The 20,618-nt window shown below is 43.8% G+C and carries 17 protein-coding genes; all 17 read right to left on the reverse strand.

Annotated features, from left to right (window positions below; all coding sequences use genetic code 11):
* Nucleotides 1-382: 382 nt before the first annotated feature.
* The 17 genes from LG34_RS11395 to LG34_RS11475 all read right to left on the reverse strand — a co-directional run bounded on the left by LG34_RS11395 (nucleotide 383) and on the right by LG34_RS11475 (nucleotide 20,570).
* Entirely contained in the window at nucleotides 383-1,570 is a 1,188-nt protein-coding gene (locus tag LG34_RS11395; RefSeq protein WP_109216162.1) for an LCP family protein, read from the reverse strand.
* A 226-nt stretch (nucleotides 1,571-1,796) separates the two neighbouring features.
* On the reverse strand, nucleotides 1,797-2,540 hold the full coding sequence (locus LG34_RS11400; RefSeq protein ID WP_109216163.1) for a hypothetical protein: 744 nt from the start codon (nucleotides 2,538-2,540) through the stop codon (nucleotides 1,797-1,799).
* Between the two features lie 347 nt (nucleotides 2,541-2,887).
* Nucleotides 2,888-4,285 carry a M56 family metallopeptidase gene (locus tag LG34_RS11405; protein ID WP_109216164.1) on the reverse strand — a complete coding sequence of 466 codons (1,398 nt, stop codon included), beginning with the start codon at nucleotides 4,283-4,285 and terminating at the stop codon, nucleotides 2,888-2,890.
* Nucleotides 4,272-4,661, reverse strand: coding sequence for a BlaI/MecI/CopY family transcriptional regulator (locus tag LG34_RS11410; RefSeq protein ID WP_109216165.1), 390 nt, complete (start codon nucleotides 4,659-4,661; stop codon nucleotides 4,272-4,274). Before LG34_RS11410 ends, LG34_RS11405 begins: the two co-directional genes overlap by 14 nt.
* Before the next feature lie 357 nt (nucleotides 4,662-5,018).
* Entirely contained in the window at nucleotides 5,019-7,127 is a 2,109-nt protein-coding gene (locus tag LG34_RS11415; RefSeq protein ID WP_109216166.1) for a glycoside hydrolase family 13 protein, read from the reverse strand.
* Nucleotides 7,128-7,848: 721 nt separating this feature from the next.
* Nucleotides 7,849-9,711 carry an ATP-dependent zinc metalloprotease FtsH gene (ftsH, locus tag LG34_RS11420; RefSeq protein WP_109216167.1) on the reverse strand — a complete coding sequence of 621 codons (1,863 nt, stop codon included), beginning with the start codon at nucleotides 9,709-9,711 and terminating at the stop codon, nucleotides 7,849-7,851.
* 146 nt (nucleotides 9,712-9,857) lie between these two features.
* Nucleotides 9,858-10,382, reverse strand: coding sequence for a hypoxanthine phosphoribosyltransferase (gene hpt, locus LG34_RS11425; RefSeq protein ID WP_109216168.1), 525 nt, complete (start codon nucleotides 10,380-10,382; stop codon nucleotides 9,858-9,860).
* Nucleotides 10,375-11,916 (reverse strand): tRNA lysidine(34) synthetase TilS, encoded by a 1,542-nt coding sequence (gene tilS / locus LG34_RS11430; RefSeq protein WP_109216169.1) that lies wholly within the window; start codon nucleotides 11,914-11,916, stop codon nucleotides 10,375-10,377. The genes hpt and tilS overlap by 8 nt, the downstream gene beginning before the upstream one ends.
* A gap of 40 nt (nucleotides 11,917-11,956) precedes the next feature.
* Complete coding sequence (locus LG34_RS11435; RefSeq protein ID WP_109216170.1) at nucleotides 11,957-13,792, reverse strand: SpoIIE family protein phosphatase; 1,836 nt, start codon at nucleotides 13,790-13,792, stop codon at nucleotides 11,957-11,959.
* Nucleotides 13,793-14,072: 280 nt separating this feature from the next.
* A complete protein-coding gene (locus LG34_RS11440; RefSeq protein WP_109216171.1) occupies nucleotides 14,073-14,372 on the reverse strand; it encodes a septum formation initiator family protein in 300 nt (99 codons plus the stop codon).
* A 35-nt stretch (nucleotides 14,373-14,407) separates the two neighbouring features.
* Nucleotides 14,408-14,899: a spore cortex biosynthesis protein YabQ gene (yabQ, locus tag LG34_RS11445; RefSeq protein WP_109216172.1), complete on the reverse strand. Its 492-nt coding sequence runs from the start codon at nucleotides 14,897-14,899 to the stop codon at nucleotides 14,408-14,410.
* Nucleotides 14,900-15,187 (reverse strand): sporulation protein YabP, encoded by a 288-nt coding sequence (yabP, locus tag LG34_RS11450; protein WP_109216173.1) that lies wholly within the window; start codon nucleotides 15,185-15,187, stop codon nucleotides 14,900-14,902.
* 119 nt (nucleotides 15,188-15,306) lie between these two features.
* Nucleotides 15,307-15,546, reverse strand: coding sequence for an RNA-binding S4 domain-containing protein (locus LG34_RS11455; RefSeq protein WP_109216174.1), 240 nt, complete (start codon nucleotides 15,544-15,546; stop codon nucleotides 15,307-15,309).
* Nucleotides 15,547-15,749: 203 nt separating this feature from the next.
* On the reverse strand, nucleotides 15,750-16,025 hold the full coding sequence (locus LG34_RS11460) for an HU family DNA-binding protein (RefSeq protein WP_109216175.1): 276 nt from the start codon (nucleotides 16,023-16,025) through the stop codon (nucleotides 15,750-15,752).
* A 145-nt stretch (nucleotides 16,026-16,170) separates the two neighbouring features.
* Nucleotides 16,171-17,907, reverse strand: coding sequence for a phospho-sugar mutase (locus LG34_RS11465; RefSeq protein ID WP_109216176.1), 1,737 nt, complete (start codon nucleotides 17,905-17,907; stop codon nucleotides 16,171-16,173).
* A 156-nt stretch (nucleotides 17,908-18,063) separates the two neighbouring features.
* Nucleotides 18,064-19,083, reverse strand: coding sequence for a phosphotransferase (locus tag LG34_RS11470; RefSeq protein ID WP_109216177.1), 1,020 nt, complete (start codon nucleotides 19,081-19,083; stop codon nucleotides 18,064-18,066).
* A 155-nt stretch (nucleotides 19,084-19,238) separates the two neighbouring features.
* Nucleotides 19,239-20,570 carry a CCA tRNA nucleotidyltransferase gene (locus LG34_RS11475; RefSeq protein ID WP_109216178.1) on the reverse strand — a complete coding sequence of 444 codons (1,332 nt, stop codon included), beginning with the start codon at nucleotides 20,568-20,570 and terminating at the stop codon, nucleotides 19,239-19,241.
* Between the last annotated feature and the right edge of the window lie 48 nt (nucleotides 20,571-20,618).

Here is a 20,618-nt window from a genome sequence, read left to right on the forward strand (position 1 = left end):
CTACTCACCACTTGCAGAAGTGGGAGTCTCAACTCAGACTGAGATGACCTTTTTCCTTTACCCATAATCTGATTTTATATAAGCTGCACATTTTTCAAACTGACATACTTCTTCCCTAAACTTATTATAGCTATATATGGTCAAAAAATGAGCCTGTAGCAACTGCCACAGACTCATGTATAACATTATTTCTTCTTTTTACTATGTATGTACATCCAACTTTCCACGTAATTCTCACGTTCTTCGCCAGACATCTGCACATATTTTGTATATTCCAGCTTCACTGGAACCATTTCAACATTGGAGCATTTAAAACACTCCACATTTGCCCTCCGGGATACGGTTCGCATCCATCCACATTCGGGACAAATATACAATTTTATCATTGTGAATCACTTGCAGAACTGTCTGCTCCTCCATCTCCTGAATTATTGCTATTCTGCTGTGTTCCATTTCCAAAGAAATCATCCTGATCACTGAACTGATCTGTCTCTGAATCTTTCGTTGTCTTACCCGTCAGATCAATGATCGTATCATTGTAAGACTGTACTGTCTCAGACGGCTGATAATCCTCTGTTCCAAAAAGCTGCTTATGTAACTGAATAACATTGCTTTCAAGATCACATGGGATTACAATACTTCCAATCTTTTTACTTGGTGTATCTGTCGTCTTATCATACGGGAAACCACCACTGTTTGCCATATCATATTTCAACATTACAGGCATCATACTAAAAATCTCTTGCTGTGTCAGATCGGTAGATATCTCCGGGAAGATTGTACTTACCAGCTCATCCAGTTCCTTTAAACTTGCATCTTTTGCTTTCTTGATCAATTCATTTAAAACACGACGCTGACGCTCTGCACGTTTGAAATCTCCACCTGCTGTATAACGGATACGTGCATAAGATACTGCCTGTACACCATTCAGAGTCTGTTTTCCAAGATGATCGATCATCTCATCGCTTCCACCAACATATTCACTGGTGTATGAGATGTAGTCATTCAGATAATCCATCTCTGCCTGACTTTCAATGTCAATCTCTACACCACCAAGGATATCAATTGCTTCCGCAACAGATTTAAAATCGAATGCCACGTAATTGTCAATATCCAGATCCAGATTACGGTTCAGCATAGTAACTGCCTGCTCCGCACCACCTGCTGAATATGCCGCATTGGCTTTACGGAATTTTTCTTCCTCTCCTTCACCTGCAATATTCAGGTAAGTATCACGATATACAGATACCAGACTTACTTCCCTCGTTTCATTATTAATGTTCATAACCATAATAACATCACTGTTACCGGTATCATATACGCCCTGATCACGGTTATCCACACCAAACAACGCGATGGTCGTATTTCCTTTAAACGTCTGCTGTGTTTCTTTTGAAACCTCATTTTTTCCAACTTTGGACTGATCCAGTTCCTTTCTGTTAATAAGGTTCAATTTGCTGTAAACATATAACGCACCAGCTACAATAATCAAAATAATAATCTCAACGATAAACAGAATTAATTTTCTCTTTCTTCTCTGTTTCTTGGAAATTTTCTTGCCTTTTGCCATATCTTATCTCCATGTTTTCTTCACTTTTATTTTCTCTTCTGCAACGTATTAAGCATTCTATTGTTTATCCCGCTATACAAGTCATTCTTTATCTTATTACATAAAGTTATATATATAAAGAACAGCACTTAACAAGATTGCAAAACTGCTTATTTTATGCAATCAGTGATCACATACATGAAAATATCATACCCCAATGGCAATAAAAACACAACTGTAAAATTTATTAAAATTTCTTTAACCCGGTCATTAATTCACACACATCTCTACAAAAATCCTCCGTGTGTTCAAAGATCAGACGGTCAAAACATGCATCCTCCTGCAACGTATCTTCTTTCTGCATCCTCATCGCAAACGTATACTGCCGCTGACCGCGTTCTGCAAGAATCCCTGCCGGAGTCATCACGTGACAGGCCGGAGAACATTCTGCTTTTCCTGAAAAACGCTCATCATCTGCCTTTGCCATATAGATCACACCGTAACGATAATCCGCATCGCCTTCTTTTTCCGGCTTATGTATCTCATCTTCTGTCAGTGGACGCCATTCCCTGGCATCTTTATCCCATTTACAGCAAGCATGTAACAACGCCTGGTCAAAATTGCTGGTAAATGCCAGCCATTCGCTTCCATCTCCATAATATTCCGGCTCCACACCCGGAATCTGTTCCATTTCTGTCAGCATGTCCTGCTCCTGTATATGCCTGCCTCGCGTTACATATGCGTTTTCTCCCCGAAAATAATTCGGCAGAGAGAATTGTTTCGTAAAAGTACCATTCGGAAGCATAATCTTCTGATCCATCTCATAACGTTTTCGATCTTCCCACGTAAAAATCCCCGGAATCGGAATCCACTCTTTTCCTGCTCTCATACACGTATCCAGTTCCAAATTCAATAATATTGCTTTTTTCCGTTCAAGTTGCTGTGATACATGCAGTTTTGCGATATCTCTGATTGATACTTTCTTCTCCATCTCAAGTCTCCTCTAACTGTAGTATTTTCAGAACTCATCCGTGTTCTGTTGCAACTATTTTATCAATGTAGTCGTGTTTTTCAAGGTATTTTCGGCAAGTTTCTCAGGTTCCCGGACCTTGTCGACAGGATTCGACAAGTTTTTTCGTGTTTTCCCAAAAAATGAACGAATTACTGTTCAGTTGTGAAGTATGCAGATTGCAAAAGTACACAAAAAAGAAAAGAGTGTGAAAAACTTTTTATTGTTCTTCACACTCCCACATATACTTATTTCACTTTTGTCAGATTGAAACGACTCTTTCAAACCATTATGAAATCATAGATTCTTTTCATTTTGATTGTAAAAGATTAGCGGATGTAATAACCTGCAGCAGTAATATCAACTCTTCCCATGTTCTCTACAAACACATAATATGTTCCGGTTGTTTCACATGGGAAAGTAGCTGTTACCTGATGTGTACCTAATACACACAACATAGAACCATTCGGTCTGCGTATACCAACACGATGATTTAACACTGAATTAATGTAACAAGATATTATAATCTGTCCACCTTTTTGTTTTATAAATCCTGCTGAACGTGCAAATCTTTCCGCTGGAACTGTCCATGAAAAATTCTTCTGCACAGTTAATGGTTCTAATAAACTCTCATCATACACAATAGCATTTTCCCATTTATCTTCGTCTACCTGATCTGCCGGAATCTCAACAACTTCCAAATTGCTATCAGTGTACACATCTTTAACATCTACTTCACGTGTCTCGCAGTATACATAATCCTGCTGATCAGCCACCTGTCCGCTTGCAGCAAAAGCAGTTACAGAACTCCCCATAATCAAAGCTACCATTAAGATTGCACTAACAAATTTTTTCGATCTACTGTCTTTCCATTTTTTCATATACATCATTCTCCTCTTGATAGACTCGTTACTCTTATTCAGATGTGAGACAAAAGGGTTAACAACGGAATGCCCGGAAGTTTTTGCTGCCATTAGTGCAATATAATATTCTTTAGAGTTTCCACCTAAAAAACGCTTACATACACTAATATCACAAGCAATATCTGCCCATTCATCCAGTTCTTTTGTATATGATTTCAGATATGGATTGAACCAGTTTATGTATATAAGAACACTTGATATTTGCTTTGCAAGATTGTCCAGCCGAACGATATGCATTCCTTCATGCATCAAAATCACCTGTATCTGAAATTCCGAATACTTTCTTTCCGGAATTATGATAACCGGGGAAAATTTTCCAACTACCACAGGTGATCTCGTCAGAAAATTTGTACAAAACTGTGTTCTTTTCCAATTTCTGTGTGGATACATTCTGCTGAGCATAGCACGATATTCATCAGCACGAAATGGCATATTATTTTTCATTTTCAGCTCATGTGCTTTTCGTTCTTCATAACTCTCCTTCAGCTTACGAACAATTACACATACCATTCCTATGAGCCAAACGATCAAAGCTATCTGTATAATCCAAAATATGATCGGAGTACCGAAAAAACTATCACCAATCCCGTACGATCCATATACACGATTGCATTTGATATAAATATATATCCAACCAAATGGGATCGTGTAGAAAATCATCACAAGCCGGTACATCGGATATATCACCCGAATTGCACCGGCTTTCTCTGCGATCCGTGTCAACAGCTTGCATAACAGATATGCAACCGTTCCGGTAACCGTATTTAAAATGATTACAAAAAAGAAGAAATTAATCCAACTCATCCAATAATTTTCTTAAGTCCTCTAAATCCTCGTCGGATTCACTTTCGCTGTCTCCTATCACAAATAATGCGGACAGGAACTCTGTCGGTGTACCCGGATCTCCCCAGTAATTAACCAGTTCATCGATCTGAGAGGATCTGTAACTTTCTTCGGATACTTCCGGGTGATAAAGGAATACTTTTCCCTTTCTGCGCATACTCAGGTATCCTTTACGAACCAGGTGTGCTAAATAAGTAGAAATAGTCTGAGGCTTCCAGCTTTTCTCAAACCGTTCATTTACCATTGCTACCAATTGTGACAGGGCAAGTTCTTCAGGGGTATCCCAAATACATTTCATTATCAGCATTTCAATATTAGTCAAGTCGTTCTCCAGCATAACATTATCCTCCTTAATCTCGTCTTTGCACGTTGTGCTGCATGAGCGCTGCGTATTATACGGGCAAGTAATTATACGTTATTCTTATTTTTTATTGTGTGGCAGATGTATACTATTTGATTTCATCTGACTCTTTGCGCTCACATTGTAACATGTACAAACACTTTTTACAATAAAGTTCTGATTTCTTGAGGATATGCGGTTTGTTTGGACTCGCGTTGGCATGTTAGAAACACATCCGGTCTACGCATCAGACAGCCGTCACAATTTCCTTTTGTCTATTTCCAAAATATACCATATATCCTCATTTCATACAACTATTTCCGTAAGATTACATTATGATTTATGTGTGTCTTTTTAGTCCTCTCCTGTAAGATGTCGTAAAATTACCGCAGAATATTTTGGCAAAGTCAGATTGAGGTAGCTTCCCTCCACCTGATAAACCACGGGTGCCATGGAATAATTATCTTCTGTGGAGTACATGATCTGTGTCAGCTGACAGCTTTTCGGTACTCCGGCTCCACACACACCGACCTCAATACTTCTTGTATAACCATCATTGTTGATAACAATAATAAACTGCTGTTCGCGATTGAAACGTGTGTAACAGAGAATATTTCGGTCTCCATGCAGGAACTTCACCGAACCGGTACAAAACGCCGGATTTTCACGATGAATCCGAATCATATCACGATGGAAACGAATCAGCATTTTGTCTTCTTTGCCCCAAGGGTAAGTACGACGGTTATCCGGATCGGTAAATCCACATAAGCCTGCTTCATCACCATAATACAGTGTCGGTGCGCCTGGCCATGTCATCTGCACAATAACAGCTTCTTTCATGACACCTCTGTTGATTCCTTCGGAAGCCGCCTGTGTTCCCAGATTGACTGCACGACCGACTTTGTGGTTTGTACGTGTCAGGAAACGGGAATGATCGTGATTGGAAAGCTGATTCATCGCGCACTGTAAAGACGGTGTTCCAAAACTTGCCATATAGTGTGTCATCGCATTTTCAAAATTTTCAATATTACCTAACATGTAATCTTTGTATTCGTCACTATGTTTTTCCATACCGGTCAAAAACCAGGTCAGCGGTTCCATGAACGCATCATAGTTCATAACGCTGTCCCACTGATCGCCCTGCAGCCATTCTTTCGGATCTCCATAATGCTCCGCAAGGATCAGCGCCTCCGGATTTGCCTCTTTGACTGCTTTTCGGAATTTCTTCCAGAACCGGTGATTGTATTCCTGACTGTGTCCCAGATCCGCTGCCACATCCAGACGCCATCCATCGGCATTATACGGCGGAGAAACCCATTTTTTCGCAACACCCAGTACATAGGCTTCTAATTCCGGAGATTCCTCATAATTCAGCTTTGGCAGAGTATTGTGTCCCCACCAGCCTTCATACGTCACATTATTCGGAAAAGCATCGTCATTCTGGAAATGGAAATAACTGTGATACGGACTGTCTTTTGTCGCAAACGCACCCGGCTCAAAATCTGCGGCATCGTCATAAATTTTTTCACGATCCAGCCATTTATTAAAGGAACCGCAGTGATTGAACACACCATCCAGGATCACACGCATGCCACGGCTATGTGCTTCCTCCACCAGCTTGATAAACAGCTCATTGCTGGCTTCCAGATTCTTTTTATTCGTCACACGCGCTTTGTAAAGAGACGCCTGTGAATTATCGTTACACCATTCCGGCAGCGGCTCACCACCGTCCTCTACGATCACACCAAAATGCGGATCAATATAGTCATAATCCTGTGTATCGTATTTGTGGCTGGAAGCGGATACAAACAACGGATTGAAGTAGATAACTTCCACGCCCAGTTCTTCCAGATAGTCCATCTTGTCTAAAACACCTTGCAGATCACCGCCGTAAAAATTTGCCACATCAAAATCTTCCGGACATTTGTCCCAGTTCTCTACCTGCTTTGTCTGGCGGTTAATATAGTAATATTCGCCGCTCTTTACATCATTGGATTTGTCTCCATTATAGAAGCGGTCTGTAAAAATCTGATACATAACCGCACCTTTTGACCACTCCGGTGTTGAAAATCCCGGGATGATACAAAATTCATACTGCGGACGGTATTCCCGTGCAACACCTGCCCGGTCATAACTACAGCGAAGCATACCGGAAACAATTTCAAAATGATACTTATAAGGCTCATTTCCAACCTGAACCTCAGCTTCATAATAATCAAAATCACTTTCCCGATCTGCGATCTGCATCTCGATCCGCTCGTCCTCGTGACAGAGCACAACTAGATCTACATTGTCTGCCGCCGTACGAAAACGGAGTTTCACATGCTCTCCCGCCTTCGGCTCCGGCGGAATCCGATAATCTGACGTTCCGTCTGAGAACAACGCTCTCTTTCTCAAAATTGGACGCATTTGCAGAATGTAATTCTCTACACTGTTAAACTTCTGAACTGAATCATATTTCATTTCTTTTTCCCTCAAGTATTTACTTACCCTAAATTCAAATCAATCTAATATTCATAAACAACTTCCGTTACCTGCTCATAATGCAATAGCAGCCACAAAACTTGGTCAAAAGTATTTTTTTGCAATCAGACTAATTTTCCTTTTAGAATAAGTATCTTTCTATAACTACAATATATGTATATGTAACAGATGAATCACACACCATGTTTCACATAAATTTGAATCGAAATAACTTCGTTATGAATATTTATTGCATAACATAAGAAATCGGGAAATCTTTTCTCGGCAAGCGATTTAGTGAGTGACTGAATTTCACAAGATTTTGCGCGAATGGGAAGCGACCAGCATTTATAGGAGCTGGAAATGAGCGCGATAAAACTCTTGCGAAATGAAGGTAACGAATGATTAGCTGCTGAGAAAAGATTTCCCGATTTCGTATTTTTTCAATAACTTTCATTTTATCAAAAAAATAAAAGAGACAGCCTGTCGATCTGCTGTCTCTTTAAAAGGAGAAGGTATTTTTTACTATGGGGGTAGCAAAAAACTATATAATGTATTGGGGGTATTTACAGGTATTATAATAGCAAATTCCCATAAATAAGTGTGCATAAAGTTCACAATTTTCCAATCCACTTTTTGTGCAGTTTGCCAATTACCTCTCAGTCACCTTCTCCAAATCACGCGGTAATACGCACAATTTCTATACATATTCCACATTTTTTTACTCAGCAGACATTTCCACTTCTTTTCCGTCAACGGTTATCACATCATCGGCTTTTGCCTCAAATAATGCTTCAAACTCACTGCGTCCGATTTTTTCTTTTTCCAGAAGAAGCTCTGCGCAGCGATACAATACATCCTCGTTCTCACGGATCATCTGGCGTGCTTTATTGCTGCACTCGTCCAGAATACGTTTTACCTCGCTGTCGATTCTGGCAGCCACATTCTCGCTGTAACCGCGGGTGTGTCCCAGATCTCTGCCGATAAATACTTCTTCGTCATCATCATAGCAGATCATTCCGACATCATCTGACATACCATATTTGGTAACCATCGCTTTTGCCATGGCAGTTGCCTGCTTGATATCCTGAGATGCGCCTGTGGTGACATCTTCAAAAATCAGTTCCTCTGCCACACGGCCACCGAAGTCCACGATGATCTCCTGCAGCATCTGTCCCTTTGTGCGGAACATTTCATCTTTTTCCGGAAGCGGCATGGTATAACCCGCTGCTCCTGCGCCCGTCGGAATGATAGACACGGTATAAACCGGTCCCACATCCGGCAGAAGGTGGAACAGAATCGCATGACCTGCTTCGTGGAACGCTGTGATCCGTTTCTCTTTTTCGGAAATAACACGGCTCTTCTTCTCTGCACCGATACCAACTTTGATAAATGCGCGTTTGATATCATTCTGGCAGATGTACATCCGTTTGTCCTTTGCCGCGATGATAGCAGCCTCATTTAACAGGTTTTCCAGATCAGCTCCGGTAAATCCTGCGGTAGTCTGTGCGATCTGTTTGAGATCCACATCATCTGCCAGCGGTTTGTTTTTCGCATGTACATTCAGAATCTGCTCACGACCGCCCACATCCGGACGGCCAACATATACTTTACGGTCGAAACGTCCCGGACGGAGAAGCGCCGGATCCAGGATATCGACACGGTTTGTTGCTGCGATCACGATGATTCCTTCATTGACTCCGAAACCATCCATCTCAACCAGCATCTGGTTCAAGGTCTGCTCACGCTCGTCATGTCCACCGCCCATGCCGGTTCCACGACGGCGTCCCACTGCATCGATCTCATCGATAAATACGATACACGGTGCATGTCTTTTTGCCTCTGCGAACATATCACGGACACGGGAAGCACCGACACCGACAAACATTTCCACAAAATCAGAACCTGAGATAGAGAAGAACGGTACGCCCGCTTCTCCGGCTACTGCCTTTGCGATTAGAGTTTTACCGGTACCCGGAGGTCCCACAAGAATGACACCTTTCGGGATACGTGCACCAAGTTTTGTATACTTGGCAGGATCTTTCAGGAAATCAACCATTCCTTCCAGTTCCTCTTTTTCCTCACTCAATCCGGCTACATCACTGAATTTGACATTGACATTTTCGCCCATGGTCATCTTCGCACGGCTCTTGCCAAAATTCATCATTTTGGAATTGCTGCCGCCACCGGACTGTGCGGACATGCTCATAATAAAGAAGATCAGGACTCCCGCCATCAGCAATGTAGGAAGAAGCTGAATCCATACATTTTCTCCCGGTACATCCTTCAGCGTATAATCCTCAAAATTTGCTTTTTTGAGCATGCTTTCAATCTCTTTGACATCGGAAACGCTCATCTGTTCGCGGCTTCCGTCATTTAATACAATCGTCAGATTACCCGTCGGAACTTCTTCATTCTGACGGATCACAATGGATTTAACCTGATCACTGTCCAGTTCCTGCTGAAACTCTGTCATGGTGCAGGTATTTGTGTTCAGACCGTTACTGCCAAAGGCACGCCATACAAACACAATGATCAGGAAAATAAAGACATATATTCCAAGGCCTCTAAAATTACGTTTCAATTTTCAAAGCCCTCCTTTTTCATATTTCAAGAGTTATTCCTTTCCACTTTCAAAAGCGGGATTCTCATGTAAAACGGACATTCTCAATCCACTTTCACTGCCTGCTCATGAACGCAATCATTTTGCAACCAGCATTCGCACTGAGATTAGTCGTTCTCTACCACGCCTACATACGGCAGGTTACGATATTTCTGTGCATAATCCAGGCCATAGCCTACGACGAACTCATCCGGAATCTCATATCCGATATAATCAACCGGTACTTCTACCACACGACGGCTTGGTTTGCTCATCAGTGTGCAGAGACGTACGCTTTTTGCTCCACGGCTCTTTAAATTTTCTACCAGATAGCTTAAGGTACGACCGGAATCAATGATATCCTCCACGATCAGTACATTTTCTCCTTCGATGGAATCATCCAGATCTTTGATGATACGCACGATGCCGGTAGACTCTGTTCCGTCACCATAGCTGGATACAGACATAAAATCAATGAAAACCGGAACAGTGATGCGTTTTGCCAGCTCACACGCAAAGAAACTTGCACCTTTTAAAATGCAGATGATCTTTACCGGCTCACCGTTCATGTCAGCACTGATCTGTGCTCCCAGCTCTTTGATCTTGTTGTTTACTTCTTCTTCGGTAAACATAACACGAATCTTGTCACTCATTTTTCTCTTTTCCTCCATGTATACACACTTCAAAAATGTGCTTTGTCTTCTGTGTTACCTTGTATGCTTCACTGATGCGCTGACCGATCACCCACAAAATATGGCTTCCCTCTGCCAGCAGCAACAGCTGATCCCGTTCCTCTTTCGGAATCTTACTGTTGATCAGATAATCTTTCAGTTTCTTGTGGCCCCCCGCTGCCTGCACCTGCAGATAGTCTCCCGGACGGCGTGTTCTTATCTGAACAGTATCTTTGATTTTATCATAATCAAACCATTTCGTACATGTTTTTTCCGGAATTTGTTGAAAATTTCCATCAAATTCCAGGATTTTTGTCGTAATATGTTCCCCGGATTCTAAAATACATTCCCCTGGAATCACAAGTTCATGTTCCCTTGTCTTTTTCTCTGCTTTATTTTTAGCACTTTGCTTTTTTCGATTGTTCCGATCTGTCTGGTCTGTTTGTTTTTTCTGTCCGAATTCCTTCTGCAACACAATCTGCTCATAATCCGCATACGCACGGATTCCATAAGGCAGACATACGCTTTTACCTACCTGAGCGGTAAAAAGTGCCTGCACGGATTCCATGTGAGCTGCGGTCAGATCTTTTTTGCTGCCTGCCAGTTCGCCAAGCAGACGGTGGATCAGATTTTTCTGCAATACCGTTGGCATGGCTAATATGCCTTGTCTCTGCAAACGAATTTTTACAATTTTATTTTTTTCCCTTTCATATGTGATATACGCACTGCCTGCGTCCCACGCCGCTTCATCCAGATATTCACAGATTTCTTCCAGATAGCCCGCGGTGCGCACGATATGCGGCACAGCGGCAGTATTCACCTCACAAAGCTGCGGCAATACCTGACTGCGGATCCGGTTGCGGCTCATAGTCACATCCGCATTCGTGCTGTCCGTCCGATATTCCTGCCCGATCTGTTCCAGATACGCCTCAATCTCTGCCTTTGTCACGCAGAGCAGCGGACGGATCAGCGTCAGCTTCTGTTCCGGCAGTTCCCGCACCGGAACAATGCCGCACAGTCCTCTGAGCCCCGTTCCGCGGCTCAGATGAAACAGTACCGTCTCGGCACAGTCATCACCATGGTGTGCCACTGCCAGACGGTTTGCACCGCATTTTCGGCAAGCCTCATAAAAACAGCGATAACGCAGCTCCCGCGCCGCTTCCTCCAGCGACTGATGCTGCGTTTTTGCCTGGTGGAGCGCATCCACCGAAAATGTGTGCAGCGGCACGTTCCAGTCTGCGCAAAGCTGCCTGACAAATGCCGCGTCTGCAAGACTTTCCGCGCCGCGGATGCCGTGCTCCACATGCACCGCTGTCAGGCGAAAATGCATGCATTTTCGCAGTTCGCACAGCAGATGCAGCAGGCAGACGGAGTCTGCGCCCCCGGATACCCCTACTGCCACATGATCGTTTTCTTCTATCATATGATATTGTCTGATAAATATTTGTATTTTCTTTTGCATCTTCTTCCTTCCGTCTATCGCTCCAGATTCCAGCTGTCGGTATCTTCTTCCCATCTACCGCTCCCAGATTCCAGCTGTCAGCATCTTTTTCGACCTATCGCTCCCAGATCCCGGCTGTCAGGATCGTCATGTCATCCCGCACACGACCACCGGTAAAAAGCAGCACCTGGTCTAATACCTCTCTGGCAAACTGCGCCGGATTGTTGGTTGTGACCGCGCGAATGATCTCCTGCATCGTCTGATTTGCATTCTCCACATGGAGATGTTCTAACACGCCATCCGTCACCATCACCACAAAATCACTGTTTTCCAGTTTCTGTGTGATCTTCGGCACTTTCTGTCCGGCAAACACCCCCACCGGCAGACTGCTCTGTTCCACCACGCGCACTTCGTCACCATGGCGGATAAACGTCACCGCCGCACCGATCTTGTAAAATTCTGCAATACCGCTGTCCAATTCCAGCCGCATCAGATCCACTGTGGAAAACAGATTATTTTCCCCGTGTGTCACCATGGCAGAATTCATCATGCGAAGGGCAGTATCCGGCAAAAATCCGGCTTCCATAAATTTCTCTATTAAATCTATCACCATTTCGCTCTCTTTACAAGCTGCATAACCGCTTCCCATGCCGTCGGACACACTCATAATACAGCTTCCGTTATCCAGCATCTGAAAAGAAAAATTATCCCCGGATACCTGCTCATCATCCCGGATGGCTTTTGCCACACCGTAATACGCCGTCAGACGGCAGCTTTCACAGAAAAGCAGCGACATGCTTTTTGCTCCCAGAAGCGCCTTACTGTCCTTCACCGGTTTAAAACTTCTGCCACTCACACTGCTGATTATTTTTGCCATTTCTTTCACAGATATACATTTTGTGCCACGGGTTTTTCCCTGAAAATAAATCTGCCACTTTCCATGACTGTTTTCCAGAATCCGAAGCTGCTCCACCGTGATCCCCCGCTCTTTCCACGCGTAACGCATGGTAGCTGCCAGTTTTCCCTCCCGTGCGGTCACGTCCTGTTCCTCATTGGCACAGTCCTCCATAATGTACGCCATGGCATCCAGCTGCTGCGCGATCACATCCCGGTTTTCCTGCAGACGGTTGTACCACGCCATGTTCAGATGCGCCTTTTCAAACACAAGCATGATCTGTTCGATCATGTCATCCTTGTACGGGCAATACTGCTCCAGTTCCTGTGCACTCTCATTGACATCTGCCCCGCGTTGCAATGCCTGCAAAAAGCGGTACAGCACCTGATACATCGGTGTCGTATTTTCTTCCCAACAGATTGCACACTGATTGCAGGACGCACAGATTCTTCCGGTGACCTCCGTCTGCATCCGTCCAAGCTCCTCCGCGGTAAAATCTTCCTTATAGCGGTTCATCTGCCGAAACGTCTTCGATAATTTTTCAAAAGATTCCGCATACTCATTCAACCGCTGTCCGCCCGGGACGTACACCGGCAGTTCTCCTGCTGAACGTGGCTCCCACTCCGGAATCAGTGACAGCAGTTTTGTCACCACATAGATAAATCCGCATACTAAGATTCCCTCACATATTCGGATAAAAACCGCCGACGTCCCCGGCAGTTTCATACTGCTCCATCCGATGCCAACAGCCACAGTGATCCCTGCTGTGAGGATCGCTGCCGGAACCGTCCTGCAATGTCCGCTGTACCATTCCACACCACGGATCAGCACCGTACTCAACAGCACGATCAGACCGTATTTGACCAGCACCGTCACCGGTGCCAGAATGATCAGCCCTCCCATGGTGCACAAAAACAGCAGACTGCGGTTGACGCCACTTAAGAATCCAGTCATAAAAATCGCCGGAATCAGCGGGTAAACGCCTGCCAGTTCAAACTGGGACGATACTAGCGTGGCAATGCACAAAAGTAATTGTTTCAGATCGAATCGTTTCATATTTTTCCCTCCCTGATAATCAAGCAGATGTTCACCATCCGCTCATACTACCTGCTCATAACCCAATTTCAGCCATGCAGCTTATTTGGTTAAATCCGCTCAGGGAATCATTCTAGTCCGATCCTTATAAAATCTTTGTCAAACCCTTGTCCGGTTTTGCAAAAGTTTTCGGCAAAATCTGTTCACGGAAAGGATTTTGAATCGAATCGAAGGGTTTGAACCTGTTTATGAAGTTAAAAAAACCATGAATCCTGAAATCACTCAAAATTCATGGTCTTGCTTATTTCTCTTTGAAAACAATCTCATCCGGATAGGTCATACCCAGTTTTGATTTGGCAGTATCAATAATGTACTGTTCGGAACCGACGTAAGCTTCCTTCTGTTTCAGTTCTTCTGCCCGATCCTTCTCTGCCTGTAACTGTTCTTTCTTGGTCTTCTCTTCCTGTTTGTACCCTTCATTCACTCCGTATAAATGTATGATCTGTACGGACATGATCAAGGTCAGCACAACTACCACGCAGGAAACGCAGATTTTACCTGTTCTATTCTGTTTTTTCTTTTTCTGCTTCATTTTACGCATACGACTTTTCACCCTCTGTTATTCATATCCTGCGTCTACAGTTTACACAAACCCATTTTAACTGTTTTGTATAGTTTTTTCAATTGTTTTTTTACATATCTACTGCTTTTTTTACCTGTCCTGCAAGTGCGTTGGATACATTTACCCAAAGGCTTCAACAGAAACTGTAATATCTTCACAATGCCCATGATAACTGCCCGGATCACACGTAAAATCAGACGGAAAAAGAAACTTCCAAAACGCACCACAAACCGGCTGAGGCTCACGTTGTACAGGATCATGCCAAGCAGCACGCCCATGATCACAAACCAGCGTAGCTTTCCATCATTTTTCTCATACATGAGCTGAAACAGCACAAAGGCACTGATCAGCCAGAAAAACATATCCTCCACAGCGATCCACACGGTTCCATGAGGAACCCCTCTGCGAAAGATCCGCAGCAGATCGTAACAGAAGATCAATGCCACGCCAAACGCCATTGCATGCAAAAACAGACTGCCCTGCTGCATGATCCCCGGACTTACCATCTACTTGAACAGCCGCCCCAGAAGCGACTCCCCCTGTGATGCTTTTCCCTTGTTTACATCCGAATACTGAATGGAATCAATTTTTCCCGACAGATCCACCTCACCTTTTTCCAGCGTCAGACGGTTCACATGAAGGTCCATGCCCCTGATCATCAACATCCCCATTTCTGTCTCCAGTAAAATCTCATTTACATCAAAGGATAAGATATCCGATATGCCATTCAACGCACAGGTTCCGCGGTTTGTCAGGATTATCTTGTGTTGTCTGGATGCCTGTCTCTCTTCCATAAAAAAACCTCCCTTACTGTTTCCAGTATATGGGAGGTCGTCTGTATTTATGACTGATACATGCATCCTTCCTGATGGTTTCTACAAATGCATTTACTTTCCACCATCGGGAATTGTTTCTACAGGTATTTGAACATCTCTTTTGCTTCTTCCTTACGGGAAGTATCTGCTACCTGAAGCACCTGTGCACGTACGGATTTGTTTCCAAAGGCAATTTCGATCACATCGCCCACTTTGACATCCAGAGAAGCCTTTGCCACACGACCGTTTACCATGACACGTCCTGCGTCGCAGGCTTCATTTGCCACGGTGCGGCGTTTGATCAGTCTGGATACTTTTAAATATTTGTCTAATCTCATAATCTGCTCCAATTCGACTTGTTCAGACCAATGGTTTACTTCCATTTTTGATCTGATGATAAAAGGGGGCATGTCCCATAACGGAATGCCCCCAATGATCTGCTTTTTATCTGCAAAATTTTTACTTAATAAAAACGGTTCACATTCATTTCTGAATAAACATCGCTTTTTATTTCGTTTTTATTTGTACTTCGTCAGACGAATTATGCGTTTACGATATCTTTTAATGCTTTACCAGCTTTGAATTTCGGAGATTTGGAAGCCGGGATTTCCATATCAGCACCTGTCTGTGGGTTTCTTCCTGTTCTTGCTGCACGCTCAGCTACTTCGAAAGTACCGAAACCTACTAACTGAATTTTGTCACCGTTTTTTAAAGTATCTGCAACGATGTCTGTGAATGCTGCTAATGCTTTCTCTGCGTCTTTTTTGGAAAGTTCTGCTTTCTCAGCGATAGCTGCTACTAATTCTGTCTTGTTCATTATAATTGTCCTCCTATAAAACGAAACGTGTTCTCTTTTTTATTATATAGACTATTTATACTTGTTTTCCCTGTATTTGTCAAGGAAAACCACGTTTTCAGCGGTTTTCCAGACAGTTTTCAACATAAAAACAGTCTGTTTTCTTCTAGCCAAGCATTGGCTCAACAATTGCCATAACAGCGGCACCAAGTTCTGCTGCTTTGGCATCTGCTGCTTCCATGGTATCTGCTTTCACACCATAGTAGAATTTCAGTTTTGGCTCTGTACCTGACGGACGGAAGCATACCCATGCTGCATCCGGAAGTTCGTAATACAGAACATTGGAATTCGGCAGACCTGTCGGTGTTACCTCACCGGTTGCCAGATCTGTAACGGTATCTTTCTTGTAATCTCTTGCTTTCAGCACTTTGTACTCACCGATCTGTGCCGGTGTATTGTCACGCAGTGTTGTCATGATCTCCTGGATCTTTGCAAGACCTTCGATACCTTTTAATGTGATCGCTTTAACATCGTCTTTGTAATAGCCGTATTTCTCATAGAGATCCAGCATTGCATCCCACAGAGTCTTGCCCTGTGTCTTGTAGTATGCAGCTGCCTCACACAGTGCCATAGATGCAACAACAGCATCTTTGTCACGGCAGTATGTACCCGGAAGGCATCCGTAGCTTTCCTCCATACCAAAAAGGTATGTGCCGTTTCCTTTTGTCTCAAACTCAAGCATCTTCTGTCCGATAAATTTGAAACCGGTCAGAACTTCATACAGTTTTACACCATAATCTGCTGCGATAGCATCTGCAAGGTTTGTAGAAACAATAGATTTTACAAAGGCTCCGTCTGCCGGAAGTCCGTATTTTTCTTTTCTCTGACTGATCTCATAAGCACCGATCAGGCATCCGGACATATTTCCGGTCAGGGAATGATATTCGCCTGTTTTGCTGTCTTTTACATAAACGCCAAGACGGTCTGCATCCGGATCAGTTGCCAGTACCAGATCTGCATCCAGCTCTTTTGCCATGCCAAGTCCAAGAGTAAATGCCTCAGCAGCTTCCGGGTTCGGATAGCTTACAGTCGGGAATTCACCATCCGGAAGTTCCTGCTCCGGAACTACATAAACGTGTTTGAAACCAAGCTCTTTTAATACACGGCGAACCGGGATATTTCCTGTACCGTGAAGTGGTGTGTATACAATTTTCAGATCATCTGCAACGGCATTGATGGCATCCTGATTCAGAACCAGTTTTTTCAGTTCTGCGATATACGGATCATCAATATTTGCGCCGATCACTTCATACAGACCTGCTGCAACGGCGTCCTCTTTGGACATTGTCTTGGTAGTTGCATAATCTGTCACAGCTTTTACCTCTGCCATGATTCCGCTGTCATGCGGCGGTGTGATCTGTGCGCCATCCTCCCAGTATACTTTGTATCCGTTGTATTCCGGTGGATTGTGGCTTGCTGTTACGTTGATACCTGCGGTACATCCAAGATAACGTACTGCGTAGGACAGCTCCGGTGTCGGGCGGAGGCTCTCAAAAATATATGCCTTAATGCCATTTGCTGCCAGACATAATGCTGCTTCATTTGCAAATTCCGGAGACATTCTTCTGGAATCATAAGCAATTGCAACACCTTTTGCCTGAGCCCCTACTTTAATGATGTAGTTGGAAAGTCCCTGTGTAGCCTTACGAACGGTATAAACGTTCATACGGTTCGTTCCGGCACCGATGACACCTCTCAAACCTGCTGTACCAAACTCAAGATCCATGTAAAAACGGTCTTCTATCTCTTTTTCATCATTTGCAATGTTACGCAATTCCTGCTTGGTATCCTCATCAAAATAAGGATTGTTTAACCAGGATTCATATGCTTCTCTGTAACCCATGACATTAACCTCCTGTGTTCACTTCAATCATGTGAGCATATTTTGCTCATACACGTTTATTATAGCATAACGGTGAGTAATTGGAAACTAATTTTTTGCAGTTCGCGCATCATATCCGTGCAGATATCGCTCATATCTGCACATAAAACTGCTCTCTTATAATTCCTGTTTCAACACCGCAAGAAATTCTCCTCTTGCCTGGTTCTGCCGGATCTCTTTCTGCAATTTTTCGTAATTTTTGCCGGAATCCCACACTTTCCGCGTGCGGTAATACTGATTGGCAATTTTCCAGAATTTCTCCGGATAGGACAACCGGTAATAAAGACCTTGCAAATCCTGCGCCGTCAGCTCCTGTTTCCTGCGGTATCCCTCCAGAAGCTCCATGCCAAGCCGCACATTCCAGTTATTTTTCTCCATGATCTTGCGCATAAAATTCCCCAGATCCGAAATCTGAAGTCCGACTCCGGCATGCTCCAGATGAATCAGTGCCGCTCCATCCGGCGTAAATAAAATATTATGCTGATTCACTTCCCCATGGCAGATTCCCACCGTGTATCCGCCATCCTTTTCGGGATCTTTTTCCAGAAAATCCACCACAGTTTCTGACTGCTGATAAAATTGATCAAAGAACTGTAAAAACAACCGTTCAAAATCACTTTTATTATTCCGCTTTAATATGTACTTGCGAATATGCCGCAGATCCCGGTCGTGTTTGCGGTATTCCACACAAAGTCCTCCGTTACTGTCTGCCTCCGCATTTTCCGTATTTTTCTGCTCCGATACATTTTTTTGTTCTGACACACGGACAAATTCTTCCCCACAGCAGCTTCGGTGAAACTGCGCCAGAAACGAAACTGCCAGCAGCAGATCGACTCTGTTATTTACTTCACATTCCCGCCCGCGCATCCAGCGGTGAAATGTATAAAAAACATGATCCACACCTTCTGTGAGCAGTGCGCCTTCTTTATTTTTCAGCATCGCATCACAGCGAATCCCCTGCTGCTCCAGGCAGATCCCCAGCCAGTACAAAAATTCTGCTTTCTGTAAAGAGCCGGTATATTCCTTCAGCGCGAACAGATTCTGTTTTGATTCACAGATCAGAATCCCCCGTCCCTTGTAAAATTTTTCAATCTCCGGTTCCTGTTTTTCCAGAACCTGTTCCACCTGATAATACACAAAAACACCCCTTTATATGATTAATGTACAATTGATTTCCGTTTTGCACTCTTTTAATCATATGAAGAGGTGTGTTAAATTATGCCTTAGTGATGAAGTCCTTTATTTCTTATTGTTTCATGTAAAAATCACTTTATCTAAGGAACACAAGGAACTTACTTATTTGAGTTAAAGTACCAGTCCAGTAACGCTTCTTTCTCATTCAGCTTCGGATCTTCCAGAACCTGTTCCAGCATCGCATGCAGGATTACACCAATCTCTTTGCCCGGTTGAATCCCTCTTGCGATCAGGTCGGAACCGTTTACTGCCAGATCCTTTAAGGACAGGCACTGATGTTTTTCTATGATCTGGCGATACATATGTTCATAGCGATCCACGTAAAGCAGTTTTTCCTGCTGTAAAAAGCTGCTCTGCGCCAGAATATCTGCCCGTTTTACCTCAAAAAGCTCCGGATACTGCTCCGTTCCGTTGCGGAAGATTGCCCGGCGGACTGCCCGTCCTTTCAATGGCGGACGATCGTCATGTGCCCGAATCAGTGCGGTTACTTTTCGGATCGTATCGTTGTCAAATTTCAGTCTGCGCAGAATTTTACGCGCCATTTCTGCTCCAACTTCCGGATGACCGTGAAAATGATGGATTCCGTTTTCATCCTCTGTGCGACAGACCGGTTTTGCCACATCATGGAATAGCATAGTCAGACGCAGCACTCTGTCTGCCCGGATTTCCTGCATGGAGCGAATTGTATGCACTCCCACCGTATAAATGTGATGTGGGTTATGCTGTTCTGTTTCCATCATGGTACAAAATTCCGGCAGGATCACAGCAGCAATTCCGGTATCATAGATAGTTTTCATCTCCTCCGGATGATCGGATGTCACCAGTTTCACCAGTTCCACCTGAATCCGCTCTGCACTGATTTTTGACAGGTTTTCCGCCATATCACAGATTGCCTGACGGGTGGCATCTTCAATAGTAAATCCAAGCTGTGCCGCAAAACGAACCGCACGCATCATGCGCAGGGCGTCTTCGGTAAAACGCTCCGTCGGCTCTCCTACACAGCGGATACGCTTCGCCTTTAAGTCTGCGATACCGTCAAAAGCATCCACCAGACCGGTTTCATCATTATAAGCCATAGCGTTAATGGTAAAATCCCGGCGTTTTAAATCTTCCAGCAGATTTGACGTAAAGATCACGTCCTTGGGATGACGGGCATCCTCATATTCGCCGTCAATCCGGTAAGTAGTGACCTCAAATCCTTCCTTATCCATCAGCACTGTTACGGTTCCGTGCTGAATCCCGGTATCCACCGTCCGTGGAAAAATTGCTTTCACCTGCTGCGGTTTGGCAGACGTGGTAATATCCCAGTCTCCAGGGGTGCGCCCAAGGATACTGTCACGGATACAACCGCCTACCGCATAGGCATCATAGCCATGTGCTTTCAGCTCACCAATGACGGTTTTTACTTTTTCCGGTAACTCGATCTTCATACGCACCCTCCTGAACTTTTATTTTCTCATGCTGATTTTTATTTTAAC

Origin of the sequence: Eubacterium ramulus, from assembly GCF_003122485.1 — a bacterium.
Classification (GTDB): Bacteria; Bacillota; Clostridia; order Lachnospirales; family Lachnospiraceae; genus Eubacterium_I; species Eubacterium_I ramulus_A.